General features: G+C 69.0%; 24 protein-coding genes and 2 tRNA genes. 8 read left to right on the forward strand and 18 right to left on the reverse strand.

The window, feature by feature from the left end; all coding sequences use genetic code 11:
• Positions 1-192: 192 nt before the first annotated feature.
• On the reverse strand, positions 193-1,548 hold the full coding sequence (locus ACNR9W_RS10590; RefSeq protein ID WP_419267355.1) for a sigma-54-dependent transcriptional regulator: 1,356 nt from the start codon (positions 1,546-1,548) through the stop codon (positions 193-195).
• Positions 1,545-3,452: a sensor histidine kinase gene (locus ACNR9W_RS10595; RefSeq protein WP_419267354.1), complete on the reverse strand. Its 1,908-nt coding sequence runs from the start codon at positions 3,450-3,452 to the stop codon at positions 1,545-1,547. Before ACNR9W_RS10595 ends, ACNR9W_RS10590 begins: the two co-directional genes overlap by 4 nt.
• A 93-nt stretch (positions 3,453-3,545) precedes the next feature.
• On the opposite strand from ACNR9W_RS10595, the gene ACNR9W_RS10600 reads away from it, so the two are divergent.
• On the forward strand, positions 3,546-4,163 hold the full coding sequence (locus tag ACNR9W_RS10600; RefSeq protein WP_419267353.1) for a nucleoside/nucleotide kinase family protein: 618 nt from the start codon (positions 3,546-3,548) through the stop codon (positions 4,161-4,163).
• Here ACNR9W_RS10600 and ACNR9W_RS10605 read toward each other — a convergent pair.
• From ACNR9W_RS10605 to ACNR9W_RS10625, 5 genes are all read right to left on the reverse strand, one after another.
• Positions 4,160-4,960: an ABC transporter permease gene (locus tag ACNR9W_RS10605; RefSeq protein ID WP_419267352.1), complete on the reverse strand. Its 801-nt coding sequence runs from the start codon at positions 4,958-4,960 to the stop codon at positions 4,160-4,162. The two genes, ACNR9W_RS10600 and ACNR9W_RS10605, sit on opposite strands and share 4 nt — an antisense overlap.
• Positions 4,957-5,838 carry an ABC transporter permease gene (locus ACNR9W_RS10610; protein WP_419267351.1) on the reverse strand — a complete coding sequence of 294 codons (882 nt, stop codon included), beginning with the start codon at positions 5,836-5,838 and terminating at the stop codon, positions 4,957-4,959. The genes ACNR9W_RS10605 and ACNR9W_RS10610 overlap by 4 nt, the downstream gene beginning before the upstream one ends.
• Positions 5,831-6,895 carry an ABC transporter ATP-binding protein gene (locus tag ACNR9W_RS10615; RefSeq protein ID WP_419267350.1) on the reverse strand — a complete coding sequence of 355 codons (1,065 nt, stop codon included), beginning with the start codon at positions 6,893-6,895 and terminating at the stop codon, positions 5,831-5,833. The genes ACNR9W_RS10610 and ACNR9W_RS10615 overlap by 8 nt, the downstream gene beginning before the upstream one ends.
• Positions 6,896-6,944: 49 nt before the next feature.
• The gene (locus ACNR9W_RS10620; RefSeq protein WP_419267349.1) at positions 6,945-8,063 is read right to left on the reverse strand and encodes an extracellular solute-binding protein; all 1,119 of its coding nucleotides are present in this window, start codon (positions 8,061-8,063) and stop codon (positions 6,945-6,947) included.
• 207 nt (positions 8,064-8,270) lie between these two features.
• Entirely contained in the window at positions 8,271-9,179 is a 909-nt protein-coding gene (locus ACNR9W_RS10625; RefSeq protein WP_419267348.1) for a hypothetical protein, read from the reverse strand.
• 137 nt (positions 9,180-9,316) lie between these two features.
• On the opposite strand from ACNR9W_RS10625, the gene ACNR9W_RS10630 reads away from it, so the two are divergent.
• The 5 genes from ACNR9W_RS10630 to preA all read left to right on the forward strand — a co-directional run bounded on the left by ACNR9W_RS10630 (position 9,317) and on the right by preA (position 14,395).
• Positions 9,317-9,655: a PepSY domain-containing protein gene (locus tag ACNR9W_RS10630; protein WP_419267347.1), complete on the forward strand. Its 339-nt coding sequence runs from the start codon at positions 9,317-9,319 to the stop codon at positions 9,653-9,655.
• Between the two features lie 16 nt (positions 9,656-9,671).
• Positions 9,672-10,334, forward strand: a complete 663-nt coding sequence (locus ACNR9W_RS10635) for a response regulator transcription factor (RefSeq protein WP_419267346.1) — start codon at positions 9,672-9,674, stop codon at positions 10,332-10,334.
• A complete protein-coding gene (locus ACNR9W_RS10640) occupies positions 10,334-11,632 on the forward strand; it encodes a sensor histidine kinase (RefSeq protein WP_419267345.1) in 1,299 nt (432 codons plus the stop codon). The genes ACNR9W_RS10635 and ACNR9W_RS10640 overlap by 1 nt, the downstream gene beginning before the upstream one ends.
• 98 nt (positions 11,633-11,730) lie before the next feature.
• The gene (locus ACNR9W_RS10645) at positions 11,731-13,086 is read left to right on the forward strand and encodes an NAD(P)-dependent oxidoreductase (RefSeq protein ID WP_419267344.1); all 1,356 of its coding nucleotides are present in this window, start codon (positions 11,731-11,733) and stop codon (positions 13,084-13,086) included.
• Between the two features lie 10 nt (positions 13,087-13,096).
• A complete protein-coding gene (gene preA / locus ACNR9W_RS10650; protein WP_419267343.1) occupies positions 13,097-14,395 on the forward strand; it encodes an NAD-dependent dihydropyrimidine dehydrogenase subunit PreA in 1,299 nt (432 codons plus the stop codon).
• A gap of 125 nt (positions 14,396-14,520) precedes the next feature.
• On the opposite strand, the gene ACNR9W_RS10655 is transcribed toward preA, so the two are convergent.
• The 3 genes from ACNR9W_RS10655 to ACNR9W_RS10665 are packed head-to-tail and all read right to left on the reverse strand — an operon-like array spanning position 14,521 to position 17,900.
• Positions 14,521-15,993: a carboxypeptidase M32 gene (locus ACNR9W_RS10655; RefSeq protein ID WP_419267342.1), complete on the reverse strand. Its 1,473-nt coding sequence runs from the start codon at positions 15,991-15,993 to the stop codon at positions 14,521-14,523.
• Entirely contained in the window at positions 15,990-17,135 is a 1,146-nt protein-coding gene (ctaA, locus tag ACNR9W_RS10660; RefSeq protein WP_419267340.1) for a heme A synthase, read from the reverse strand. Before ctaA ends, ACNR9W_RS10655 begins: the two co-directional genes overlap by 4 nt.
• A 36-nt stretch (positions 17,136-17,171) precedes the next feature.
• Positions 17,172-17,900: an RNA methyltransferase gene (locus ACNR9W_RS10665; protein WP_419267339.1), complete on the reverse strand. Its 729-nt coding sequence runs from the start codon at positions 17,898-17,900 to the stop codon at positions 17,172-17,174.
• Positions 17,901-17,968: 68 nt separating this feature from the next.
• On the opposite strand from ACNR9W_RS10665, the gene ACNR9W_RS10670 reads away from it, so the two are divergent.
• Complete coding sequence (locus tag ACNR9W_RS10670) at positions 17,969-18,571, forward strand: thiamine phosphate synthase (protein WP_419267338.1); 603 nt, start codon at positions 17,969-17,971, stop codon at positions 18,569-18,571.
• Between the two features lie 7 nt (positions 18,572-18,578).
• Here ACNR9W_RS10670 and purN read toward each other — a convergent pair whose 3' ends face one another.
• Positions 18,579-19,166 (reverse strand): phosphoribosylglycinamide formyltransferase, encoded by a 588-nt coding sequence (gene purN / locus ACNR9W_RS10675; protein ID WP_419267337.1) that lies wholly within the window; start codon positions 19,164-19,166, stop codon positions 18,579-18,581.
• Complete coding sequence (gene purM / locus ACNR9W_RS10680) at positions 19,163-20,203, reverse strand: phosphoribosylformylglycinamidine cyclo-ligase (protein WP_419267336.1); 1,041 nt, start codon at positions 20,201-20,203, stop codon at positions 19,163-19,165. The genes purN and purM overlap by 4 nt, the downstream gene beginning before the upstream one ends.
• A gap of 109 nt (positions 20,204-20,312) precedes the next feature.
• Between purM and ACNR9W_RS10685 the strand changes: the two genes are divergently transcribed.
• Positions 20,313-20,389: transfer RNA gene (locus ACNR9W_RS10685), tRNA-Ile, on the forward strand.
• 142 nt (positions 20,390-20,531) lie between these two features.
• Here the strand turns inward: ACNR9W_RS10685 and ACNR9W_RS10690 are convergent.
• The 6 genes from ACNR9W_RS10690 to ACNR9W_RS10715 all read right to left on the reverse strand — a co-directional run bounded on the left by ACNR9W_RS10690 (position 20,532) and on the right by ACNR9W_RS10715 (position 23,999).
• Positions 20,532-20,607: transfer RNA gene (locus ACNR9W_RS10690), tRNA-Phe, on the reverse strand.
• A 90-nt stretch (positions 20,608-20,697) separates the two neighbouring features.
• Positions 20,698-20,859 carry a DNA gyrase inhibitor YacG gene (locus ACNR9W_RS10695; RefSeq protein WP_419267335.1) on the reverse strand — a complete coding sequence of 54 codons (162 nt, stop codon included), beginning with the start codon at positions 20,857-20,859 and terminating at the stop codon, positions 20,698-20,700.
• Positions 20,859-21,914, reverse strand: coding sequence for a ribonuclease E/G (locus ACNR9W_RS10700; RefSeq protein WP_419267334.1), 1,056 nt, complete (start codon positions 21,912-21,914; stop codon positions 20,859-20,861). The genes ACNR9W_RS10695 and ACNR9W_RS10700 overlap by 1 nt, the downstream gene beginning before the upstream one ends.
• Entirely contained in the window at positions 21,911-22,513 is a 603-nt protein-coding gene (locus ACNR9W_RS10705; RefSeq protein ID WP_419267333.1) for a Maf family protein, read from the reverse strand. Before ACNR9W_RS10705 ends, ACNR9W_RS10700 begins: the two co-directional genes overlap by 4 nt.
• 37 nt (positions 22,514-22,550) lie before the next feature.
• The gene (gene infA / locus ACNR9W_RS10710) at positions 22,551-22,769 is read right to left on the reverse strand and encodes a translation initiation factor IF-1 (protein ID WP_010397442.1); all 219 of its coding nucleotides are present in this window, start codon (positions 22,767-22,769) and stop codon (positions 22,551-22,553) included.
• Positions 22,770-22,856: 87 nt separating this feature from the next.
• Positions 22,857-23,999, reverse strand: coding sequence for a FliM/FliN family flagellar motor switch protein (locus ACNR9W_RS10715; RefSeq protein WP_419267332.1), 1,143 nt, complete (start codon positions 23,997-23,999; stop codon positions 22,857-22,859).
• Positions 24,000-24,010: the final 11 nt, after the last annotated feature.

Here is a 24,010-nt window from a genome sequence, read left to right on the forward strand (position 1 = left end):
CCTCCCAGATTTATCCAGTGGCCGCGCGGATCGGAACCCGAGCGCGGCCGGACGAAGTGGCCTCAGCTAGGTCCTGCCATGCAGGCGGCGCAACCCTGCCATGCGACGGAGGGGTGCTAAATCCCCGCGCCTCGCGGCGCGATGGGTGGATCCGGTAACATCGCGGGTAAGGCGCGGGTGGATTTCCCCCCATCAGCCGTCGGCATCGTCGCCCACATCGACGTAATGCGTCTTGTCGATGCGGTATTTCTGCATCTTCTCGTACAGCGACTTGCGCGACAGGCCGAGCGATTCATAGACCGGCTTCAGCCGCCCGCCATGGGCGGCCAGGGTCGCCACGATCAGGTCGCGCTCAAAGCCCGCGACGCGATGCGCCAGGCGCATCTGTTCCGGGCTGCGGTCCTCGGCCGGTTGCAGGGCGATGCCCAGGGCGTGGCGGTCGGCGGCGTTGCGCAATTCGCGGACATTGCCGGGCCAGGGGCGCCTGGCGATCTCGGCCAGCAGCTGCGGGGGCACGGCCACGGGCGGGCGACGGTGCCGGGCGGCGGCCTCCTGCACCAGCTTGATGAACAGCAGCTGCACATCCTCGCGCCGCGCCGACAGTGGTGGCACATGCAGCGTCACCACGTTCAGCCGGTACAGCAGGTCCGCCCGGAACCGCCCTGCGGCCACCTCGTCCTCCAGCGGGCTGCGCGAGGTGGCGATGAAGCGCACGTCCAGCACCCTGTCCTCGTCCGCGCCCAGGGGCGAGATGACCCGGTCCTGCACCACCCGCAGCAGCTTGCCCTGCACGTCCAGCGGCATGGAGCCGATCTCGTCCAGCAGGATCGTGCCGCCGCGGGCATGTTCGAACTTGCCATAGCGCGGGCGCAGCGCGCCGGGAAAGGCGCCCGCCTCGTGGCCGAACAGTTCGGATTCGATCAGGGCGGCGGGCAGCGCGGCACAGTCGATGGCGATGAAGGGCTTGCGGGCGCGGGGTGACAGGTCGTGCAGGGCGCGGGCCACGACCTCCTTGCCGACGCCGGTCTCGCCCACGATCAGCACATCCGCCTCGGTCGGGCCGATGGTGCGCAGCCGGCGGCGCAGGTCGATCATCACGTTCGACCGCCCCACCAGCCGTGTTTCCAGGTCATCCGCCTGCCCCGCCGCCGCGCGCAGCACGCGGTTTTCCAGCACCACGCGGCGGTATTCCATCGCGCGGGCGGCGATCTCGGCCAGCTGCTGGCCGTCGAATGGCTTTTCGACGAAATCATAGGCGCCTTCGCGCATGGCGCGCACGGCCAGCTGGATGTCCCCATGCCCGGTCACCAGGATGACCGGGATCTCGGCGTCGATCTCGCGGATGCGGCTCATCAGGGTCAGGCCGTCCATGCCGGGCATGCGGATGTCGGTCACCACGATCCCGTCAAAGCCAAAGCCCACGCGGTCCAGCGCCGATTGCGCAGCGGCCATGTCCTCGACCTCGAACCCCTCCAGGTCCAGCGCCTGCGCGGTCGACAGGCGCATGTCGGCCTCGTCATCGACCAGCAGGATGCGACCGGCACTCATGCGGCACCCCCAAGGCGCGGCAGGTCGATCTGGAAACAGGCCCCGCCCGGCTGACGCAAAAGGCGAAGTTCCCCTCCGAAATCCTTGACGATATTGAAGGAAATCGACAGGCCAAGGCCAAGCCCGCTGCCCACTCCCTTGGTCGAGAAGAAGGGATCGAAGATCCGCTCGTCCAGCCCCTCGGGGATGCCCGGGCCATTATCGGCCACGGTCAGCACGACCCGATCGGGCGTGGCCTCGGCCGTGATGCGGATCTGCGCGTCGGGCCGCCCCTCCAGCGCGTCCAGCGCGTTCGACAGAAGGTTGACGATCACCTGCTGGAACCGCACAGGCCCCGCCCGCACCATCAGCGGCCCGGGCGGCAGCTCGATCTTCAATGCCAGTTCGCGCTTGCCGATGCGCCAGGCGATCACCTCCAGCGCGTCGCGCAGCACGTCATGCAGGTCAACGTCCGACAGCTGGGCATTGGGCTTGCGGGCAAAGTTACGCAGCGTCCGCCCGGTCTCGTTCATGCGATCCGCCAGCGACAGGATGCGGGTGATGTTCTGCCGGGCGTCCGGGACACGGTCGCGGTCGATATAGGTCAGGGCATTGGCCGCAAAGTTCCGCACCGCCCCCAGGGGCTGGTTCAACTCGTGCGACAGGGCGGCCGACATCTGCCCCAGGGCCGCCAGCTTGGCCGACTGCACCAGGTGCCGCTGCGTGCGGCGCAATTCCGCCTCGGTCGCGCGCCGCTCGGTCACTTCGGCGCCGAGGCGGGCGTTCAGCTGCGCCAGTTCGGCAGTGCGGGCGGCAACGCGCCCCTCCAGCTGGGCCTGTGCCTCGGCCTGGATCGACAGCCGTTCGCGCAGCCGGGCACGGCGCTGCATCCAGGCCATCAGACCGGCCAGCACCGCCCCCACGATCAGCAGCCCCGCGACCGAAGCGATCAGCGCCTGCCGCCGCGCCGGCGCCGTGTCCAGCAGCACCTGCACGGTCCAGCCGGCCTCGGGCATGGTCTCGGACACCGCGACGAATTCGCGCCGCGCGCCATCCATCTCCAGCCGCAGCATCTGGTGGTCGCCCACCGCACCCGAGGGCTGCAGGGGCAACATCTCCAACGGCTCGTCGTCATAGCGGCGGGTGGCGGCCACGCGGGCGCGCGCCCCAGGCGTCAGGGGCGCCAGCGACCGGAACTGCCAGTCGCGCCGGCTGGCCAGGAAGACGATGCCTTCGCTGTCGGTCACGATCATCTCGTATTCCGCGGCGCGCCAGCTGTCCTCGATCGTGTCCACGTCCACTTTCAGCGCCAGCACCCCCAGAATGCGCCCCCGGTCGCGCACCGGCGCCCCGAAATAATAGCCGCGTTTGCCCGAGGTCGTCCCAAGCGCAAAGAACCGGCCCTGCCCCCCGGCCAGCGCATCGCGAAAATAGGGCCGATATTCAAAGTTCTGTCCGATAAAGCTGAAGTCCCGGTCGAAATTGCTGGCGGCGACGGTGGTCCCGTCGCGCGTCATCACATAGGCATCCGACAGGCCCATCAGCCGGGTGACATATCGCAGATAGAGGTTCGCCGCCGCGACGTCGGTTCGCGTCGCATCCTCCTGCAGCGCGGCGGACAGAACCGGGGCGCGGGCCATCAGGTCCGGCAAACGCTCGTGTCGGGCCAGCTCTCCACGCAGGCCCGACACCGCCAGGCGCAGGATATTCTCGCCCTGCGGAACCGTTTCGGCGATATAGCGCGTGGCCAGCCAAGCGTTGCCCTGCACCAGCATGGCCCATCCCAGCACCAGCAGCAGCGCCAAGGCCGCCAGCCGGCGCGCACGCCGCGTCAGGGGCCGAAACACCCCTCCCGCCCGCAGAACCTGTCCGGGCCGGACCAGATCCGTCACCTGCGCCACCGCCATCCTCCCATTCGGGCGCATCATCCCCCCTGCGCGCCGGCGGGGCAAGCCCGCCCTGCCCTTGCCCGCGTGTCGCAACTGGGGGAACATGCGGCACGACAGGGGGGACACAGGATGACACAGGCGATCGATCTGGCCGGATTGCAGCAGCGGCTGGCCCTGCTGACGCAGGGGACGCAGCGGCACCTGGTGGCGCTGGCCGGCCCGCCCGGTGCGGGGAAAAGCCACCTGTCGGATGCGCTGCTGGCGGCGCTGCCGGGGGCGGCGCTGCTGCCGATGGACGGCTATCACCTGGATGACGGGTTGCTGGCGGCGCGGGGCGAACTGGCACGCAAAGGGGCGCCGCAGACCTTCGACCTGGACGGGTTCGCGGTCATGCTGGACCGGCTGGCTGCCGATGACGGCCGTGAAGTGCTGGTCCCGGTCTTTGATCGCCGCTTGGAGATTTCCCGCGCTGCTGCCCGCGAGATCGCCCCCGAAGCGCGGCTGATCCTGGTAGAGGGGAATTACCTTCTGCTGGACCGCCCCGGCTGGCGCGACCTGCATCGCCGTTTCGCCCTGACCGTCATGCTGGACGTGCCCGAACCGGTGCTGCGCGCGCGCCTGGCCGCGCGGTGGCGCGACCTGCCGGCCGATCAGGCCCGCGCCAAGCTGGAGGGCAACGACCTGCCCAACATGGAACTGGTCCTGTCCGCCAGCCGGCCCGCCGACCTGATGCTGACGAACGTCTAGGGAGCCGCCGACGCGGCCTTGCGGCGGCGCGCGACCTCATAGGCGATGGCGCCGATGACGGTCGCGACGATGATGACCAGCGCCAGCGCGTTCACCGCCGGGGTCAGGCCGGTCCTTACCTTGGTGGCGATGAAGACGGTCAGCGGCGTCTCGAACCCGCGCACGAACAGGGTCGTGTTGTAGTTCTCGACCGATTGCAGCACCGCCAGGCCCGCGGAGGCCACCAGTGCCGGCCGCAGGAAGGGCAGCGTGACGCGCCGGAACACCATCACGCGCGATGCGCCCAGGCCCAGGGCCGCCTCCTCCTGCGTGCGGTCGAACCGCTGCAGGCGCGCCATGACCATCAGCATCACGTAGCAGATGATGAAGGTCGATTGCGCCAGCACGATCAGGAAGACGCCGCCGCCGACGCCCATCTGCCGCCACAGGATCAGGGTCGAGATGCCGATCACCACCCCCGGCGTCAGCAGCGGCGACACCATGACCGCATAGGCGAAACTGCGCGCCCGCGCATGCAGGGACGTCAGGACCAAGGCCGCCGCCGTGCCCACCGGCACCACGATCACCACCACGCAGACCGCCACCAGCACGGATGTCCACAGCGACTGCCACATGGCGGCATCGGCCCACATGGCGCGGAACCAGTCGGTCGTCGTGCCCTGCCACGGGATCACGGTCGGAAAGCGGCTCTCGTTGAAGCTGGCGGCGCCCATGATGATCAGCGGCGCGAACAGATAGGTCGCGAAAACAATGAGGTACAGCCAGAACATCGCGTTGAAGATCCGGTCCGCCCTCATTTCGCCACATCCGTCAGGTTGACGCGGAACAGCCGCAGCGTGATCAGCACCACGGCGAGGCACAGGATCAGCAGCACCAGTGCATAGGCCGCGCCGCGGTTCCAGTCACCGCCCTCGAAGAACCAGTTGTAGATGATTTCCGTGAACCAGCGGCTGCCGGGCGATCCCAGCAGCGCGGGCGCGACATAGCTGCCCGCCGCCAGCATGAAGGTGAAGACGAAGCCCGTGGCGATGCCTGCCTTGGCGTGGGGGATCACCACCCGGGTATGGATGCGCCAAGGCGAGGCGCCCAAGTCGCGCGCGGCCTCGATCTGGGCTTTTTCCAGCGATTCTATGGCGTTATAGATCGGCAGCAGCATGAACAGGATATAGGCGTAGACCATCGCCGCCAGCACGCCCCCGTCGCCCTGCCAGCGGATGGGCGCGTCGATCAGGCCGATATTCGTCAGGACCGCGTTCAGCGGGCCGCGATAGGCCAGGATGATGAACCAGGCCAGCGTGCGCAGGACCTCGTTGATGAAAAAGGGGATGATGATCAGCATCATCGCGATGGCCAGCTGACCGGTCGGCGCGCGCTGCGCCATCCAGAAGGCGATGGGATAGCAGACCAGGAAGGTCACCGCCGCAACCAGCCCGCTGGCCCAGATCGTCTTGAAGAAGATCGCGCGATGGGTCGGCTCTCCTGCCAGATACAGGATATTGGCCAGCGAATAGCTGTCGTTGGGGCCGCCCAGTGCCGCCGGCGGCAGGTTGGGCCGCAGCGCGTAATCGATCATCATCAGGTTCGGGGCCAGCACCATCACCGCCAGCCAGAACATGACAAGGATGAGGAAGATCGTGGAAAGTCCGGACCCGAAACGGTTTTTCAGATCACCCATCGCCCAGCACCACCGCATGTTCGGGGGCAAAGCCAAAGGCCGCGCGCTGCCCGGGCAAGGGCGCATCCGCCAGCCGGGTCGAGGGCACCGAGGCCGCCAGCGCCGCGCCATCGGCAAAGCGGCCATGGACCAGCGCGAATGCGCCCTCGAAATCGACGCGCTCGATCTCGGCGCTGAGGGCATTTGTGCCGTGGCCGGGGATCAGCGCCTCGGGACGGATATAGATGGTGCCCGCCTGCCCCACCGCCAGGCCCCGCCCGGCCCGCCCGGTCAGGCCGCCCAGATCGGTCTGGATCTGCGCGCGGCCCCCCTCCAGCGCGGTGATGCGGCCGGCCAAGGCATTCGTTTCGCCCACGAAGCGCGCGACGAAGGGGGTGGCAGGATTGTCATAGAGTTCGCGCGGGCTGGCCACCTGCTGCAGCAGGCCCGACGACATCACGGCCACGCGGTCCGACATGGCCAAGGCCTCGGACTGGTCATGGGTGATATAGATGAAGGTGACGCCGGTGCGTTTTTGCAGCGCGCGCAGTTCCGCCCGCATGTGCTGGCGCAGCTTGAGGTCCAGCGCCGAGAGCGGCTCGTCCAGCAGCAGGACACCAGGTTCCACGGCCAGGGCGCGGGCAATGGCCACGCGCTGACGCTGGCCGCCCGACAGTTCGCCCGGCATGCGGTCGCCGTATCCCTCCAGCGCGATCAGGCGCAGCAGGTCGTCGGCCTTGGCGCGCCGTTCCGCGCGGCCCACGCCGCGGGCCTCCAGCCCGAAGGCGATATTGTCGCGCACCGACATCAGGGGAAACAGGGCCAGCGACTGAAAGATCATCGCGGTCGGGCGCTGGTTCGGACCCAGGCCCTTCATGTCGCGATCACCGATCAGCACGCGCCCCTCGGTCGGTTCGATGAAGCCCGCGATCATCCGCAGGATCGTGGTCTTGCCGCAGCCGGAGGGGCCCAGGATCGAAAAGAACTCTCCGGCCTCGACCCTGAAGCTGACATCGCTGACCGCGCGGGTCGTGCCGAAGGTCATGCCGATCCCGGCCAGTTCCACGGAATGGGACATCGTCTCTCCCTAGTTGAAAGGGGGCGGCGCGGGCCGCCCCGGTCAGTCGTCAGGCCGACAGGAAGCGGTCCTGATATTCGTTGCGCTTGGTGATGTACCAGCTTTCCTGGATCGGCCACCACCACAGCTTCTCCAGCGCGTCGCCCGGATAGGCGGCGGCGAAAAAGGCCTTGGCCTCCTCCGAGATCAGCTGATCAGACCCCACCGCGGTGGAGTTGATCGAGGTGGCGTTGGTGTACATGGCGCCGGCTTCCGGCGTCAGGAACCAGTTGATGAAGGCATAGGCGTTGTCCAGGTTCTCGGCCCCTGTCGGGATCGACAGGCCCTCCATCCAGGCCAGGGCGCCTTCCTTGGGTGCGATGAAGCCGATCGGCATGCCCTCGCGCTGCAGGGTCGCGGCGGTCGAATCCCAGGTCTGGCCGATATTGGCACCGTTGACGCGGAAGGCGCCCTGGGCCTCGTTCTCGTTGTTCCAGAACTGGATGATGTTCTCCTTGCGGGCGATCGCCTCGGCCAGGATCACGTCAAAGATCTCGGTCTGCGCCTCGGGGGTCTTGAAGGCGTCCAGCAGCGGGCGCGGCAGCTTGCCCTCGGCCTCCAGCCACAGGCCCAGCCCGATCAGCGCGGAATGCGCGCGCACGGTCGCCTGCGCGCCCTCGTTCCAGATGTCGCCATAGGAGGCGCTGCCGTATTCCAGCGGCATCTGCTCGCGGTCGAAGGCGATCGCCTCGGTGCCCCAGTCGGTCGGCACCTGATAGCGCTTGCCGTCCACGACCGCGCCCAGGTTGACCGAATTCTCCCAAGCACTGGGCAAGACCTTGGCCACTTCGATGCGCGATTCGTCGATGGGCTGCACCAGGCCGAATTCGACATAGTTCGGCACGCGGTCCACGGTCGGCCAGATCAGGTCGAACCCGGCGCCGTTATTGGCGCGCAGCTGGTTCAGCAGTTCATCATTGGTGCCATAGGGGGTAAAGTTCGGGGTGATGCCGGTCGCCTCCTGAAAGGCGCCCAGGATCTCGTCGTTCAGATAGCCCGCCCAGGCAAAGATGTTCACCGTGCCCGCACCCTGCGCCATGGCGCCCCGGGCCAGATAGGGCGAGGCCAGCGCCACGCCTGCCGTGGCCGCAGCCCCGCGAAGCAGCCCGCGTCGGTCGATCCGTGTCATGGAAATGATCCTCCTTGATGATGTCACCAGCCTTCACCCGTTAGCGATGGCGCATGACGGCCAGATGACGTCACACCAGGGCATCGGCTTGCGCGCAGCCTAGACCGCGAAAGCCCGGACTGGGAAGCTTCTTGTTCAGGCTGCGCCGCAACGAAAAAGGCCGCCCCCTGTGGGACGGCCTGTGGAGCACGACAGGAAAGGCAGGGATCAGCGGGCGCTTTCGCGCACCACCTCGCCGCCGCGGTCCAGTTCCAGCGTGACGGCCTCGCCCTGGGGGTTGGTGGCGTCCAGCAGGACGCGTGGCCCCTGCTGGCGCAGGAGGCCCAGGGCGGTATAGCCCGCCTCGGACAGGCGCTGGTTCGCGGCGGCCGTGTCAAAGGTGATCGCGGCGGCAGGACGATCGCCGCGCGGCATCTGCTGGCCGTGCATGCCCCGCATGCCGTGATCGGCCATGCCCGAGGTCCCGTGGCCCTGCCCGTGCCGCCCCTCGCCATGCGCACCCCGACCATGTTCACCACGGCCATGATCCCCGCGCGCATGTTCGCCAGGGGCATGTTCACCCTGAGGGCCGCCCCTGCCCTGTCCCATGTCGCGCCCCTCTCCCTCGCGGCCAAAGCGCAGCAGCATCCCGGCACTGTCGAACTGGGCGCGCATCCCGGTGCCGGAGGCATCCTGGCCCTTCAGGTCGAACCGTCCGTCGGCCAGCCGGACCCCGTCGAGGCTGTCGAACTGGGCATAGACCTGGCTGGCGCGGATGGCCTGGGGCAGCAGCCCGTCGAGGATGCCCTGGGGCAAGGCGCCTTCCTCGGCCATGACGCCCATCAGCGCGCCTTGGGCATCGACGCGCGCCTCGATCCGGGTGCCGTCGGGCAGGACGCCGGTGAACTGGCGGCGGCCGTCGCGCAGGTTCCTTTGGGCCAACTGCTCCAAGCCAAGCGCCTCGATGGCGGCCGGGACAGCCTGCGCTGCCGGAGCCTGCGCTGCCGGAGCCTGCGCAGCCGGAGCCTGCGCAGCCGGGGCTTCGGCCGCCTCCTGCGCCAGCGCCGGGACCAGGGTGGGCGCGGCCGCCATCAGGGCGATCAGCGCGGTGGAGGCGGCAAATGTCTTCAAGCTCATGGTCTTCTCCTGTTGGTTCTGAACTGCAGGGCCAGTGCCGGCAGCGGACATTTCGGTTCTAGCGCAAGCTGCCCGAACCAAACGCCAATGCGCTGTTTGGTTTTCATTTGGGCAGGACCGGGCATAGTGGCGAAATTATGCGGCTTGCCCTGATTCCGGTCCTGATGACGCTGGCGCTGCCCCTCGCGGCGGCGGGGCAGGACATGCCGCCGCCCGAGCCTCGGGCCGGCAGCTTTCGCCCCATGCCCTTCCACAGGCTCGCGGACCGTGTCACCGCCCGCTACCAAGGCCGCGTGGTGGCGGCCGCGGTGCGCCCCCCCGCCCCCCGCGAACGCGCGCTTGGCGCCGAACTGGTCTATGAATTCCGCCTGCTGACGCCCACCCGCAACATGCTGAACATCCGCCTGGATGCCCGGGACGGTCGGTTCCTGGAGGTGGCGGGTCGTGGCCAGCTGCAGGCCAGGCGCCAGCCTTGAACACAGGACATCCCGCATGCGCGCCCTGATCGTCGAGGACGACCCGCTGCTGGCCGACCAACTGGCGCGGGCCATGGCATCGGCCGGTTTCGTCACCGATCGCGCCGCCGACGGCATCCAGGGCGAGTTCCTGGGCGCCACCGAAAGCTATGACGTGGCGATCCTGGACCTGGGCCTGCCCGGCCTGCCGGGGGTGGAGGTGCTGACCCGCTGGCGCGATGGCGGCATCACCATGCCGGTCCTGATCCTGACGGCGCGCGGCGACTGGACCGACAAGGTCGCGGGATTTCGCGCGGGCGCCGACGATTACGCGGTCAAGCCCTTCCGCCTGGACGAGGTCGTGCTGCGCGCCCAGACCCTGATCCGCCGCGCCGCCGGCCATGCGCGGTCGGTCATCCCGGCGGGCCGGCTGCGGCTGGACAGCCAGCTGGGCGTCATCACCTTGGACGGCGTGGCGCTGAAGCTGACCGCCTTCGAGGCGCGGATCCTGACCTATCTGATCCACCACCAGAACCGCATCGTCAGCCGGACCGAACTGTCCGAGCATCTCTATCAGGCCGAAACCGACCGCGACTTCAAGTCGATCGAGGTGGTGATCGGCCGCCTGCGCCGCAAGATCGGCGGAGGCATGATCGAGACCCGGCGCGGCGAGGGATACGTGCTGCGGACGCAGGGCTGATGCGCTCGATCCGGGGACGGCTTCTGATCCTGGCGGCGGTCTGGCTGTCGGCGGCGCTGCTCGGCGCGTTCCTGGTCATCGCGCATCTGCTGAAGGATTTCGTGACCGACCGTTTCGACGCGGAAACCGCGGCCATCGCCGACAGCCTGATCGGCCAGCTGGCGGTGGACCGGGAGGGCCGCGTGGGGCTGGAGGATGCGCCCCTGGACGCGCGCTTCGGCCTGCCCTTTTCGGGCTGGTACTGGCAGGTGGCGGCCGACGATGCGCCGGTGGCGCGGTCCCTGTCACTGCTGGACGGGCGGCTGCAGGGGCCGTTGGGCGACCTAACCGGGGCGCCTGGCCGGGATGCCGACGGCGCCCCGCTGCGCATCCTGCGCCGCGAGCTGACCATCCCCGACACCGATGCCCGCGTCGCCGTCACCGTGACCGCGCCGATGGCGCAGATCCGCGACAGCCTGCACCAGATCATCCGGCCGCTGGCCGTGGCGTTGGCGGTTCTGGGGCTGGGGCTGGCGGCGGCCAGCGTGATCCAAGTCGCGGCGGGGCTGCGCAGCCTCGACCGGCTGCGCGCCGACCTGTCCCGTGTCCGCGCCGGACAGTCCGAGCGGCTGGCGCGGCCCGATGTCTCCGAGCTGCGCCCCCTGGCGGACGAGATCAACGCCGCCCTGGACCAGAACGCTAGCCTGCTGGCGCGATCGCGGCAGCACCTGGGCAACCTGGCCCATTCGCTGAAGACCCCGCTGGCCGCGCTGGCCAACGAATTGCCCGCGGATCACCCGGGGCAGGCGCTGATCACGCGCATGGACCGCCTGATCGGCTGGCACCTGCGGCGTGCGCGCCATGCAGGGCCCGGCACCCTGGGCACCCGGACCCCGGTCGCGCCGGTCATCGACGACATCCTGCTGGTGCTGCGCTGGCCCCTGGCGGACCGGAACATGCAGGCCGAAGTCGATTGCCCGGAGGATGCCGCCTTTGCCGGGGAACGCCAGGACCTGGAGGAGATGGTCGGCAACCTGGCCGATAACGCCGTCAAATGGGGCCGATCCCGCCTGCGCATCCGCGTCCGGCCCCTGCCCGGGCGCGTGATCCTGCGGATCGAGGATGACGGGCCGGGCCTGGCCGATGCCGACGCGCCGCTGGCCCTGGTCCGGGGCGCCCGCCTGGACGAGAGCGGCCCTCCAGGGGCGGGACTGGGCCTTGCCATCGCTGCGGATCTGGCCGCGCTGCATGGCGGGGAACTGCGGCTGGAGCGGTCGGATCTGGGCGGGCTGGCCGCAGTTCTGGACCTGCCTGCCTGAAATTTCCGCAGCGCGGGCGCGGCGATATTTTACCATTTGATAAAAAATCGGACCTGTGTCAGCGTGAGTCCATCCAACAGGTGAGCCAGGAGACGAAAATGTCCCAAGCAAGACTGTCGCCCGGCGTCGTGCCGGGGCGGCTGACGCCCGCTGAGCTGGCGGCGAACTTTGTCGATGTCGCGCCCCCCCTGGACCGGCACGAGGCGCGGGTCGCGGCGGACCGCTGCTATTTCTGCCACGATGCGCCCTGCATCACGGCCTGCCCCACGTCGATCGACATCCCGCTGTTCATCCGCCAGATCGCGACCGGCACCCCGGACGCGGCGGCGATGACGATCTTTCACGCCAATATCCTGGGCGGCATGTGCGCCCGCGTCTGCCCGACCGAACAGCTGTGCGAGGGCGCCTGCGTCCGCGAGGCAGCCGAGGGCAAGCCGGTCGAGATCGGCGCCCTGCAACGCTATGCCACCGACGGCCTGATGGCGCAGGGCACGCATCCCTTCAGGCGCGCCGCCCCCACCGGCAAACGCGTGGCCGTCGTGGGCGCGGGCCCTGCGGGTCTGGCCTGCGCGCATCGTCTGGCCGCCAAGGGCCATGACGTCGTGATCTTCGAGGCGCGGCCAAAGCCGGGCGGGCTGAACGAATACGGCATCGCCAGCTACAAGGCCGTGGACGGGTTCGCCCAGGCCGAGGTCGACTGGCTGATCGGCATCGGCGGGATCGAGCTGCGCCACGACCAGGCGATCGGCCGCGACATCACGCTGCAGGGGCTGCAGGCCGAATATGACGCGGTGTTCCTGGGCATGGGACTGGGCGGGGTCAACGCCCTGCGCGCCGAGGGAGAGGACCGGCAGAACGTGCTGGACGCGGTCAGCTTCATCCGCGATCTGCGCCAGGCCCCTGATCTGACCGCCCTGCCCGTCGGCCGCGACGTGGTGGTGATCGGCGGCGGCATGACGGCCGTGGACGCCGCCGTGCAGGCCCGCCTGCTGGGCGCGGAAAACGTCAGCATCGTCTATCGCCGCGACCAGTCGCGCATGGGCGCCAGCCGCCACGAACAGGACCACGCGACGGCCAGCGGCGTGCGCATCATCTGCAACGCCGCGCCTGTCGCGGTCCATGGCAACGGCGCCGCGGCCGAGGTCGAGTTCGCCTATACCCGCGCCGAGCCTGACGGGCTGGTGCTAACCGAGGACCGCTTTCGCCTTAAGGCCGACCAGGTCTTCCGCGCCATCGGCCAGCGCCTGGACGGCGCGCCCGGCGGGCTGGAACTGGCGGGCGGCAAGATCCTGGTCACCGGGCCGGGCCGCACCACGCTGGACGGGGTCTGGGCCGGGGGCGACTGTGCCGCGGGCGGGGACGACCTGACCGTGACCGCCGTGGCCGAAGGCCGCGACGCGGCAGAAGACATCGACGCCCGGCTGACCGGACGTCCCGTCGAAATCCCCGGCTGAGGGCCCGATCATGGCAGACCTGCGCAGCAATTTCATCGGGATCAAGTCCCCGAACCCCTTCTGGCTGGCCTCGGCCCCGCCGACCGACAAGGAATACAACGTCCGCCGCGCCTTTCAGGCCGGCTGGGGCGGCGTGGTGTGGAAGACGCTGGGGTCCGAGGGCCCGCCCGTCGTGAACGTCAATGGCCCGCGCTATGGCGTGATCCACGGTGCCGACCGCCGCGTTCTGGGCATCAACAACATCGAGCTGATCACCGACCGCCCGCTGGAGGTGAACCTGCGCGAGATCAAGTCGGTCAAGCGCGACTATCCGGACCGCGCGCTGATCATCAGCCTGATGGTGCCCTGCGACGAGGACAGCTGGAAGGATATCCTGCACCGCATCGAGGACACCGGCGCCGACGGGGTCGAGCTGAACTTCGGCTGCCCCCATGGCATGGCCGAGCGCGGCATGGGCAGCGCCGTGGGCCAGGTGCCGGAATACATCGAGATGGTCACGCGGTGGGTCAAGAAACACAGCCGCATGCCCTGCATCGTGAAGCTGACGCCGAACATCACCGACGTGACCAAGCCCGCCGAGGCCGCGAAACGCGGGGGTGCCGACGCGGTCAGCCTGATCAACACGATCAACTCGATCACCTCGGTCGACCTGGACCTCTTCGCGCCCCAGCCCACCATCGACGGCAAGGGCAGCCATGGCGGCTATTGCGGACCGGCGGTGAAACCCATCGCCCTGAACATGGTCGCCGAGATCGCGCGCAATCCGGTGACGGCAGGCATCCCCATCAGCGGCATCGGCGGCGTGACCACCTGGCGCGATGCGGCCGAATTCATGGCGCTTGGCGCCGGCAATGTGCAGGTCTGCACGGCGGCGATGACCTATGGCTTCAAGGTCGTGCAGGAGATGATCACCGGGCTGCACGATTATCTGGACAGCCACGAGATGACCCTGCCCGAACTGATCGGGCGGGCTGTGCCCAACGTCACCGATTGGCAGCAGCTGAACCTGAACTATGTCACCAAGGCGGTGATCGACCAGGACGCCTGCATCAGCTGCGGCCGCTGCTATGCCGCCTGCGAGGATACCAGCCACCAAGCCATCGCCATGAAGCCCGGTCGCGTCTTCGAGGTGATTGAGGAGGAATGCGTCGCCTGCAACCTTTGCGTCGATGTCTGCCCGGTCGAGAACTGCATCACCATGCGCGAGTTGGAGATCGGCGAGATCGACAAGCGCACCGGGATCCCGCGGGGGGGCTATGCCAATTGGACCAGCCACCAGAACAACCCGATGGCCCGCGCCGCCGAGTGACCCGCATCCCGCGGCAGCCGGGGGGCCCTGTGCCCCCCGGACCCCCCGCAGCGTATTTCGCCAACAAAGAAGCCCCAGGTGCACGTCCCGGGGCTTCTTCGTTGTCCAAATACCCGATCGGGCGGTCAGAGGCCGTAGATGCGGCCGAATTTCTGCTCCAGGTAATCCAGCAGAGGTTCCGGGCTGATGTCGCGGCCGGAGGCGGCTTCGACAAGATCGGCGGGCGGCATCAGGCCCCCGTGGCGCTGGAGGTTCTCGCGCAGCCATTCGGTGCCGGGCGTGGCGTCGCCTTGGGCCAAGGCGGCGTCCAGATCGGGCACCGCCGCGCGCAGGGCCTGGTTCAGGCAGCCCGCATAGACGTTGCCAAGCGCATAGGTCGGGAAATAGCCGAAGAGGCCCACCGACCAGTGCACGTCCTGCAGGACGCCATTTGCCGGACGATCCACCGCCACGCCGAAATCCTTCAGGAAGCGCGCGTTCCAGGCCTCGACCAGGTCGCGGCTGTCCAGGCGGCCAGAGATCAGGTCACGCTCCAGATCAAAGCGCAGCATGATGTGCAGGTTGTACTGCACCTCGTCGGCCTCGGTCCGGATATAGCCCGGCGTGACGCGGTTCACCGTCGCATAGAAGGCCTCCGCATCGGTGATGTTCAGCCCGTCGAAGGCGTCCGACATGCGGGTGAACAGCCAGCCGGTGAAGGCGCGGCCGCGCCCCATCTGGTTTTCATAGATGCGGCTCTGGCTTTCGTGGACGCCCATCGACACGCCCCGGCCCAGCGGCGTGAAGGCGTAGTCGGGGTCGATTCCCTGTTCATAGCTGGAATGGCCGACCTCGTGGATCGTCGAATAAAGGCAGTTGAAGGGGTCCGTCTCGACCACCCGCGTGGTGATGCGGCTGTCCTGCCAGCGGCCGGAACTGAAGGGATGCACCGCCAGGTCCATGCGACCGCGTGTCCAGTCATAGCCGAAGGCCGTCGCACAGGCGCGCGCCAGCCGCAGCTGCGTTTCCTGCGGGAAGTGCCCGCCAAGGGCCTGGGGCTGCCGGTCGGCCCCCAGTACATCCTCGCGCAGCGTCACCAGGCGCGGGCGCATCGCGTCGAACAGCGCGGCGACCTGGGCCCCGGTCATGCCGGGTTCGTAATCGTCCAGCAGCGCGTCGTACAGGTCACCGCCATCGGCCAGGCAGGCGGCCTCCTCGCGCTTGAGCATCAGGACCTGGTCCAGCGTCGGCAGGAAATCCTCGGGCGCGTCCTTGGCGCGGGCCTCGGCCCAGATGCCCTGGGCCAGCGAGGTCAGGCGCGCCAGTTCCGACGCAAGGCGCGCCGGGACGCGGCTGGTGCGGGCAAAGTCGCGGGCGATCAGCTGGATCGCCCGGCGGTCGGCCGGGCTCTGCGGATCGGCCGCCTCCAGCCATTCGCCGATGCGCGGATCGGTGCGGCGTTCGTGCAGCACCTCCTCCATGGCGCCCATTTCCTCGGCCCGCTGGTCGGCGGCGCCGCGCGGCATCACGGTTTCCTGGTCCCAGCCAAGCCGTTCGGCGACCGAGGACAGCGCTTCGGTCTGACGCTGGAAGGCCAGCAGGTCGGTCAGTGCGCTCATCTTGCGACTCCGCGGATGGAGGTTTCGATCGGGTAGCGCGCGTGATGGCGCGCGCGCAGGATCAGCGTGAACAGCACGACCGCGCCCAGCTGATGGGCCAGCGCCAGTTCCAGGGGCGAGGCGTGGATCACGTTCAGGATGCCCAGCCCGATCTGCGCCGCCACCGCCACGATCATCACGCTGAACGCCCCGCGCGTCACCGGATGCGGCGAGCGGCGCGCGCGCAGCCAGACGACGACGGCAAAGATCGCCAGCAGGTAGCCCGTCATGCGGTGGATGAACTGGACCAGGGCCGGGTTCTCGAAGAAGTTGCGCCAGCCGAGCGTGCCGTCCCAGATGGCCGCGGGGATCCATTCACCCCCCATCGTGGGCCAGCCCGTATAGGTGCGGCCCGCGTCGATGCCCGCGACCAGCGCGCCCAGCAGGATCTGCAGGAAGGTCAGGTGCAAGAGACCCGTGGACATGGAGAACAGCTTGGCCTCTCCGGCGCGGCGGGCGCGCAGCAGCTGCGCCTCGGTCCGCGACAGTTGCAGCACGAACCAGGCGATCAGGCCCAGGATGACGAAGGCGATGCCCAGATGCGTGGCCAGCCGGTAGGAGGCGACGCGGGTCATCCCCTCGACCAGGCCCGAGCTGACCATCCACCAGCCGATCGCCCCCTGCAGCCCGCCAAGCGCCCCAAGCGCCAGCAGGCGCGGCGTCCAGCCGGTGGGAATGCGCCGGGTTGCCAGGAAAAACAGGAAGCCCAGGCCCCAGACCAGGCCGATCAGGCGGCCCAGCAGGCGGTGGCCCCATTCCCAGAAATAGATGTACTGGAACTCCGCCAGGGACATGCCCCGGTTGACCTCCTGGTATTGCGGGATCTGCCGATAGGCGTCGAATTCGCGCTGCCAGTCGGCGGCGTTCAGGGGCGGAATGGTGCCGGTGACGGGCGCCCATTCGGTGATCGACAGGCCCGATCCGGTCAGCCGGGTCGCACCACCCACGGCGATCATCGCCAGCACCATCGCGAACAGCACCATCAGCCACAGCTTGATGGCGCGGCGGGCGCCCTTGGGGCGGGCGTCGATCATGCCGGTGGTCTGGACGGGGCGGCTGACGGAGGGGTCCGAGACTTCCTGGAAGACAGGTCGCTTGGCCATCGCGGGGGCTCCTTTCGGGCGGAGGTTAGGGACCGCCTATCGGCGGGTCAACTGGCGCAGCATGCCGTGAAGGATGCGCACATCGCCGCGCGTCAGCGCCAGGCGCGCCCACATGTTGCGCAGGTTCAGCCGCATCGGCGCGGCCTTGGTCTCGGGAAAGAAGAAGCCGGCCTGGGTCAGCTTTTCGTCATAATGGTCGCCAAGCCGCTCGATCTCGATGCGGTCGGCCAGTTCCTCGGCCTCGCTGCGGCGGGCATGGGGGGCAGGCTCGGGCGGCAGGATCTCGCGCCCGTATTCGTAACCCATCAGCAGCACGGCCTGGGCCAGGTTCAGCGACGGGAATTCGGGGTTCACCGGCACCGTGACGATGGCATTGGCGCGCGCGATGTCATCGTTTTCCAGACCCGTCCGTTCGGGGCCGAAGATGATCGCGCTGCGCCCCGGATGGGCGCGGGCCTGCGCCATGGCGGTGGCGGGGGTGAAGACGGGCTTGGTCAGCTCGCGCCCGCGCGCGGTGGTGGCATAGGCGTAATCCACGCCCTCCATCGCGGCGGCCAGGGTCGGATAGACGCGGGCCGTGTCCAGCACCCGCCCCGCCGCACCCGAGGCCATGGCCACGGCCTTGGGGTTGGGCCAGCCGTCGCGCGGATCGACCAGCCGCATCTCGGTCAGGCCGAAATTCAGCATGGCGCGCGCGGCGGCGCCGATGTTTTCGCCCATTTGCGGGCGGACCAGGATGATCACGGGTTGGCGTTCGATTTGCATGGCCCGGGATCTAGTCCGTCTGGCGGCGGCGGGCAAGCTGCGCTATCTGCGACAAAAGGAGATGCGCGATGACCGATGCACCGCAACTGTATCTGATGACGCCGGCCGGGGCCCAGGCCTCGGCCCTGGGGCCGATGCTGGCCGAGGTGATGGACCGCTTTGCTCCGGCCTGCCTGCGGATCCGCGGCGGCGCCGAAGAGGACGAGCTGGGCCGCCTGGCCGACCTGGCCCGAGAGATCGCCCATGCGCGGGACGTGGCGGTGGTGATCGACGACCACATCAAGCTGGCGCAGCGGCACGGGCTCGACGGTGTGCACCTGACGGACGGCGCGCGCAGCGTGCGCTATGCCCGCAAGGAACTGGGCGAGGACGCGATCGTGGGCGCCTTTTGCGGCAGTTCGCGCCACGAGGGGATGTCGGCCGGCGAAAGCGGGGCCGATTACGTGGCCTTTGGTCCGGTCAGCGAATCCGCCCTTTATCGCGGCGAGCCTGCGCCGCTGGACCTGTTCCAGTGGTGGTCCGAAACGATCGAGGTTCCGGTCGTGGCCGAAGGCGCGATCACCCGCGACCTGATCGCCCAGCTGTCGCCCATTGCGGATTTCATCGCCCTGGGGCCCGAGATCTGGACACAGGACGATCCGCTGGACGCCCTGTCGCGGCTGTGGCTGTGACCCTGCGCTAGAGCAGGACAGGCGTCCGGTCGCCCGCCGCAAAGCGCCGCAGCACCGCCGGATAGAGCCGGTGTTCCTGCACCAGGACGCGCGCGGCCAGGGTGTCGGGCGTGTCGCCCGGCAGGACCGGCACCCGCGCCTGGCCCAGCATCGGCCCCGCATCCAGTTCCGGCGTGACCATGTGGACCGTGGCGCCCGCCTCGGCATCGCCGGCCTCGATCGCGCGGGCATGGGTGTGCAGCCCCGGATATTTCGGCAGCAGCGAAGGGTGGATGTTCAGCATCCGCCCGTCAAAGCGTTCGACAAAGCCGGGCGTCAGGATGCGCATGAAGCCCGCCAGGCACAGGATGTCGGGTTCGGCCTCCAGCAGCGGCGCCAGAAGCGCCGCCTCGAAACCGGCCCTGTCGCGCGGAAAATCGCGATGATCGACCGCCGCCGTCGGCACCCCAAGTGCCGCCGCCCGCGCCAGGCCCGCCGCCCCGGGATCGTTCGAGGCGACCAGCACGGCGCGGGCCGGATGATCGCCCGTCATGTCCTCGACCAGCCGCAGCATGTTCGAGCCGCCGCCGGAGATCAGGATCGCGACGCGTGTCACGCAAGCGTGCCGGAATAGCGGATGCCGGCGCCGGCCGTGACGGTGCCAAGACGGTGCACCATCTCGCCCTGCCCGGCCAGCAGATCGGTCAGCGCATCGGCGCGGTCGGCCGCCACGACCAGGATCATGCCGATGCCGCTGTTGAAGGTCTTGAGCATCTCGGCCTGTTCGATGCCCCCGGCCTCGGCCAGCCAGCGGAAGACCGGCGGCAGCTGCCACGAGGTCAGGTCGATGTCGGCGCCCAGATCGGCGGGCAGCACCCGCGGCAGGTTCTCGGTCAGCCCGCCGCCGGTGATATGGGCCAGCGCATGAACGCCGCCCGCCCGGATCGCGGCCAGCGCGGGCTTGACGTAAAGCCGCGTGGGCGTCAGCAGCGCCTCGCCCAGGGTGCCGTCGGCAAAGGGGGCCGCGTCGGTCCAGGTCAGGCCGGCATGTTCGGCCACCTTGCGGACCAGCGAATAGCCGTTGGAATGCACCCCGTCCGAGGCCAGGCCCAGCAGCACGTCGCCCTGCGCCACGCCCGCAGGCAGCGCCGAGCCCCGGTTCATCGCGCCCACGGCAAAGCCCGCCAGGTCAAAGTCGCCGTCGTGATACATGCCCGGCATCTCGGCCGTCTCGCCGCCGATCAGCGCACAGCCCGCCGCCTGGCAGCCGCGCGCGATGCCCTGGACCACGCGGGCCCCCTCGTCGACCGACAGCTTGCCGGTGGCGAAATAATCAAGGAAGAACAGCGGCTCGGCGCCCTGGCAGACCAGGTCGTTCACGCACATCGCCACCAGGTCCTGGCCCAGCCCGTCCAGGTGGCCGGTATCGATGCCGATGCGCAGCTTGGTCCCCACGCCGTCGGTGGCCGCGACCAGGATCGGGTCGTCATAGCCCGCGGCCTTCAGGTCGAAGAGCGCGCCAAAGCCGCCAAGCGCATCCATTACCCCCGGCCGCGCGGTCGCCGCTGCGGCAGGTTTGATACGCTCGACCAGCGCGTTTCCGGCGTCGATGTCGACCCCCGCGTCGCGATAGCTGATCCCGTTCTTCGTCATGGCGGCCCCCGGCTGATGTCGGCCCTCCGATAGCGGAAGCCTGCCTCCGGGGCAACGCCCAAGCGCTTGACCCGGGCGCATCCTGGCATTACCCAGAACCTCGCTGCGGGGGCCTGTAGCTCAATTGGTCAGAGCAGGGCGCTCATAACGCCTTGGTTGCGGGTTCAAGTCCTGCCGGGCCTACCACCTTCCCCGCCAGCGCCACATGGATCGCGCGCATCACAACGCTTCAGGAACATCACTGCCGGCCGCCGCGCGCGGCGCCCTGCTGTCTCGAACAGCGCAAGACATGCTCGTCTGTCGGCACTGGTGCATAGAGGGAGGAAGATGGTGCCCGGAGACGGATTTGAACCGCCGACACGCGGATTTTCAATCCGCTGCTCTACCAACTGAGCTATCCGGGCGCCGGATGCGCCGTTTCCGGCGCTGGTGAGGGGTGTTTAAGGGGCAGTTCGGGCGCTGTCCAGAGCCAATCTGAAGATTTTATGTCCCGGTCAGTCGCGGGGGTTTTCGTCCGAGGGAACCTCTTCCAAGGGCGGGCCGGGGATCACGTAATCGCCCCGCAACCACTTGGCCAGATCGACATCCGCGCAACGCTTCGAGCAGAAGGGACGATAGCTGGGCACGCTGTTCTTGCCGCAGATCGGGCAGGCCATCAGGCCTCTCCCGCTGCGGCGGCCAGCCGTGCCAAGGGCACGCGGTCGCGTTTCCGGTTCAGCTCAAAAAGCCCCATGGTCGTCCAGCCGACCAAGGTCGTTTCGGTTCCCGCCTGCCGGAAGGCACCCTGCAGCACCTGGTCCAGTGTCGCACGGTCGCGCTTGGGCATCGGGGCAAAGTCGACCACGATCTGCCCGCCCAGGCCGCGCAGGGCCAGCTGCCGCGGCAGTTCGCGAGCCAAGGCGATGTTCGCCTTCAGCCCGGCCGCCGGAGAGGTATCGTTGCCGGTGTTGACATCCACCGCGACCAGCGCGCGGGTGGTCTCGATCGTGGCATCGCCCGCACCCGGCAGGGGGATCCGCTGTGACAGAAGCGCCTCGACCGCGTCCAGGACGCCGCAGCGCTCAAAGCTGTCCTCGCCCTCCTCGACCGCGTCGGGGGCCGGATCGGCCCAGTCCATCCAGGCCTGCTCCCACGGCGTCGGCGCATCCAGAAGCAGCTCGGGGGGCCCCGAGGTCTCGGTGCAGATGCGATCGGTCAGGTCCAGCAGCTCGGTCAGTTCCTCGGCAATCTCGTCATCGTCGGCGGTTTCGGCCGCGCTGCGCAGGATCAGGCCATGCGGCCGGTCGCCCAGCAGGTCACGACCCAGGGTTTCCAGATCCTCGCACCGGTCCTCGTCGCGGATGCGGCGGGACACGTTCACGCCCGGCGCGCCGGGGGTGACCAGCGCATGGCGGCCACGGAACAGCAGCCGCGTGACCACGGGCAGGGCCTTGCCCTCCTCGGAGACGCCTGCGATCTGGACCAGCAGCGGCTTGCCCTCGGAGACGCCCTTGCGGTCGCGCAGATAGCCGGTCTGGCCGTCGGGCAGGCGCAGGAAGATGCCGCCCTGCCCCTTCATCAGGCGGTCGGCCGCCGCGCGGCAGATCGCGCCGGGCGCCAGGGGGGTCACGGCGGAGGTGCCGACCAGCAGGTCGATCAGCTGTCCGTCCTCCATCAGGGCGGCGGCCTCCTGGCCAAACAGATGGCCCAGAACGACCTGACGACCCTTCATGGGGATACTCCTGCGGAAACGGGGTGAATGCCGATGGCGGCCAGCATGGCGGCGGTTTCGGAAAGCGGAAGGCCCACGACGGCCGAGAACGATCCCTCGATCCAGGGGATGAAGGCGGCGGCGGCCCCCTGGATGGCATAGGCGCCGGCCTTGCCCTGCCAATCGCCCGCGTCCAGATATCGTTGCAGCGAGGGCTCGTCGATGGCGCGCATGCGGACCTTGGTCTCGACCAGGCGCAGCGCCGTGCGCGATCCGTGGCGCAGGGCCATCGCCGTCAGGACGACGTGACGCCGGCCGGACATGAGGCGCATGAAGGCGGCGGCCTCGTCCCGATCCGCGGGCTTGCCCAGGATGCGACGGCCCACGGCCACCGTCGTGTCGGCGGTCAGTGCGGCCTCGTCGGTTTCAAGGACCAGCGCTGCGGCCTTTTCAGCCGCCATGCGCCGCACATAGTCGCGCGGGGTTTCCCCCCGCCGCGGCGTCTCATCGATGTCTGCGGGGCGCAGGGCGTCGGGCTTGATCCCGATCTGGGCCAGCAATTCCAGCCTGCGCGGGCTGGCCGATCCCAGGATCAGCCGTGGCGGTATGGTCTTGGTCATGACGCGGCCTTCCGTATCCACAGTCGCGTCCGACATCTCACTTGAAGCGGTAATTGATCCGCCCCTTGGTCAGGTCATAGGTGTTCATTTCCACCTGAACCTTGTCGCCGGCCAGAACGCGGATGCGGTTCTTGCGCATCTTTCCTGCCATATGTGCGATGATCTCATGGCCGTTTTCAAGCTCGACCCGGAATGTCGCATTGGGCAGGAGTTCCTTCACGACGCCGGGGAATTCGAGCATTTCTTCCTTGGCCATGGTCACTCCATCATAATCATCCCGCAAGATTCGGGACCGCTGTTAGATGCGACCAGAGCGCGCGGATTTCAAGGAAAAAGCGCCATTTCAGTCGGGACGCCCCGCAACCGCTCCCCCCGGACCCACGACCAGGGCACCCCCGGCAGCAACGGAGGCGCGAAAGGGATCGGGCTGCGACAGGTCGCCCGGCGGGGGCACCGCGCCCAAAAGGGGCTCGGCGTCACCCTGCATCTGGGGACGGTCCTGCCCCGCCGGCAGCGCGGGGTCGCGCAGGCGGATCGCATGGCGTCCCTCGGCCTCGCCGAACTTGCCATGCGCCAGAACCTGGCCTGCGGCGGTTTCCACCGTGGCCTGGGCCATGCAACTGCGCGGCAGGTGCAGCAGCCGCCCCTGCGTCAGGGCGCGCAGTTCAGCCAGCGAGATCTGCCGACGGCAGAGGACGGCCGTCACCTCGACGGGCGCATCGCTCATCGCGGATTGCAGCGTGGGCCGGGGCTTGTCCGCGACGGGTGCCGGCGCCCCCTGTGCGACAGGCGCCGGGGCCGGCAGCGCCGGTTCTGTCCGCGCGCGCGGCAGGGCGGATTGCGGCAGGGCCAGAAGGATGCGGCCCTCGCGGCTGTCCGGGATGCCCATCCGCAGTTGAAAGCTGAGGCTGCGGAAGGGCCTGTCCTCCAGCATCAGGGCCAGGGGACGGGCGTCCTCCAGATGGATCAGATAGCGATAGCCGGCGATGGCGTCAAAGCCTTCGACCCCCTCCATCTCGATCGGCAGCTCGGTCAACAGGCCGTTGATGAAATCGGCGCAGAGCATCGCATCGCTTCGCGTCGGCCGCCGCCGTTCGACCGGGCGCGTGGTGACGCGGCCCAAGGCCTGGATCTCGATCAACGCGGCGACGGTCTGCGGGCACAGCGCGATGGCGCCCAGGTGATCGCCCGGCCCCTGCAGCACGGCCACCAGCGGCAGGTCGGGCAGCAGTTCCGGAAGCTCTGCCAGGGTCAGTGCGCCGGGATGGACCGCGATCGGCTGCACCGACAGCCCATAAAGCTGATCCGCCGCCCGGCCCAGGGCCGTTCCGGCCGCGCGCGCGGGGGTGGGGGCCGGCGGCTGCGGCAGCTGCGGCGCGCCCCCCTGCCCCAGCCTGGCCTGGGCCCGCGCCTCCAGCATGCGGCGCAGCACAGCCTTGTCGGGAAGCGGCCGCATGGCGCCGTCACTGGGGTCTGCTTGCGTCATCTTGCGTCCGA

Source organism: Paracoccus sp. T5 (assembly GCF_048538155.2).
In the GTDB taxonomy this organism is placed as follows: domain Bacteria; phylum Pseudomonadota; class Alphaproteobacteria; order Rhodobacterales; family Rhodobacteraceae; genus Paracoccus.

Coding starts and splice junctions, on each gene's coding strand:
- ACNR9W_RS10590 (WP_419267355.1), bottom strand. CDS start 1,548: ATGAGTGCCGGTCGCATCCTGCTGGTCGATGACGAGGCCGACATGCGC.
- ACNR9W_RS10595 (WP_419267354.1), bottom strand. CDS start 3,452: ATGCGCCCGAATGGGAGGATGGCGGTGGCGCAGGTGACGGATCTGGTC.
- ACNR9W_RS10600 (WP_419267353.1), top strand. CDS start 3,546: ATGACACAGGCGATCGATCTGGCCGGATTGCAGCAGCGGCTGGCCCTG.
- ACNR9W_RS10605 (WP_419267352.1), bottom strand. CDS start 4,960: ATGAGGGCGGACCGGATCTTCAACGCGATGTTCTGGCTGTACCTCATT.
- ACNR9W_RS10610 (WP_419267351.1), bottom strand. CDS start 5,838: ATGGGTGATCTGAAAAACCGTTTCGGGTCCGGACTTTCCACGATCTTC.
- ACNR9W_RS10615 (WP_419267350.1), bottom strand. CDS start 6,895: ATGTCCCATTCCGTGGAACTGGCCGGGATCGGCATGACCTTCGGCACG.
- ACNR9W_RS10620 (WP_419267349.1), bottom strand. CDS start 8,063: ATGACACGGATCGACCGACGCGGGCTGCTTCGCGGGGCTGCGGCCACG.
- ACNR9W_RS10625 (WP_419267348.1), bottom strand. CDS start 9,179: ATGAGCTTGAAGACATTTGCCGCCTCCACCGCGCTGATCGCCCTGATG.
- ACNR9W_RS10630 (WP_419267347.1), top strand. CDS start 9,317: ATGCGGCTTGCCCTGATTCCGGTCCTGATGACGCTGGCGCTGCCCCTC.
- ACNR9W_RS10635 (WP_419267346.1), top strand. CDS start 9,672: ATGCGCGCCCTGATCGTCGAGGACGACCCGCTGCTGGCCGACCAACTG.
- ACNR9W_RS10640 (WP_419267345.1), top strand. CDS start 10,334: ATGCGCTCGATCCGGGGACGGCTTCTGATCCTGGCGGCGGTCTGGCTG.
- ACNR9W_RS10645 (WP_419267344.1), top strand. CDS start 11,731: ATGTCCCAAGCAAGACTGTCGCCCGGCGTCGTGCCGGGGCGGCTGACG.
- preA (WP_419267343.1), top strand. CDS start 13,097: ATGGCAGACCTGCGCAGCAATTTCATCGGGATCAAGTCCCCGAACCCC.
- ACNR9W_RS10655 (WP_419267342.1), bottom strand. CDS start 15,993: ATGAGCGCACTGACCGACCTGCTGGCCTTCCAGCGTCAGACCGAAGCG.
- ctaA (WP_419267340.1), bottom strand. CDS start 17,135: ATGGCCAAGCGACCTGTCTTCCAGGAAGTCTCGGACCCCTCCGTCAGC.
- ACNR9W_RS10665 (WP_419267339.1), bottom strand. CDS start 17,900: ATGCAAATCGAACGCCAACCCGTGATCATCCTGGTCCGCCCGCAAATG.
- ACNR9W_RS10670 (WP_419267338.1), top strand. CDS start 17,969: ATGACCGATGCACCGCAACTGTATCTGATGACGCCGGCCGGGGCCCAG.
- purM (WP_419267336.1), bottom strand. CDS start 20,203: ATGACGAAGAACGGGATCAGCTATCGCGACGCGGGGGTCGACATCGAC.
- ACNR9W_RS10695 (WP_419267335.1), bottom strand. CDS start 20,859: ATGGCCTGCCCGATCTGCGGCAAGAACAGCGTGCCCAGCTATCGTCCC.
- ACNR9W_RS10700 (WP_419267334.1), bottom strand. CDS start 21,914: ATGAAGGGTCGTCAGGTCGTTCTGGGCCATCTGTTTGGCCAGGAGGCC.
- ACNR9W_RS10705 (WP_419267333.1), bottom strand. CDS start 22,513: ATGACCAAGACCATACCGCCACGGCTGATCCTGGGATCGGCCAGCCCG.
- infA (WP_010397442.1), bottom strand. CDS start 22,769: ATGGCCAAGGAAGAAATGCTCGAATTCCCCGGCGTCGTGAAGGAACTC.
- ACNR9W_RS10715 (WP_419267332.1), bottom strand. CDS start 23,999: ATGACGCAAGCAGACCCCAGTGACGGCGCCATGCGGCCGCTTCCCGAC.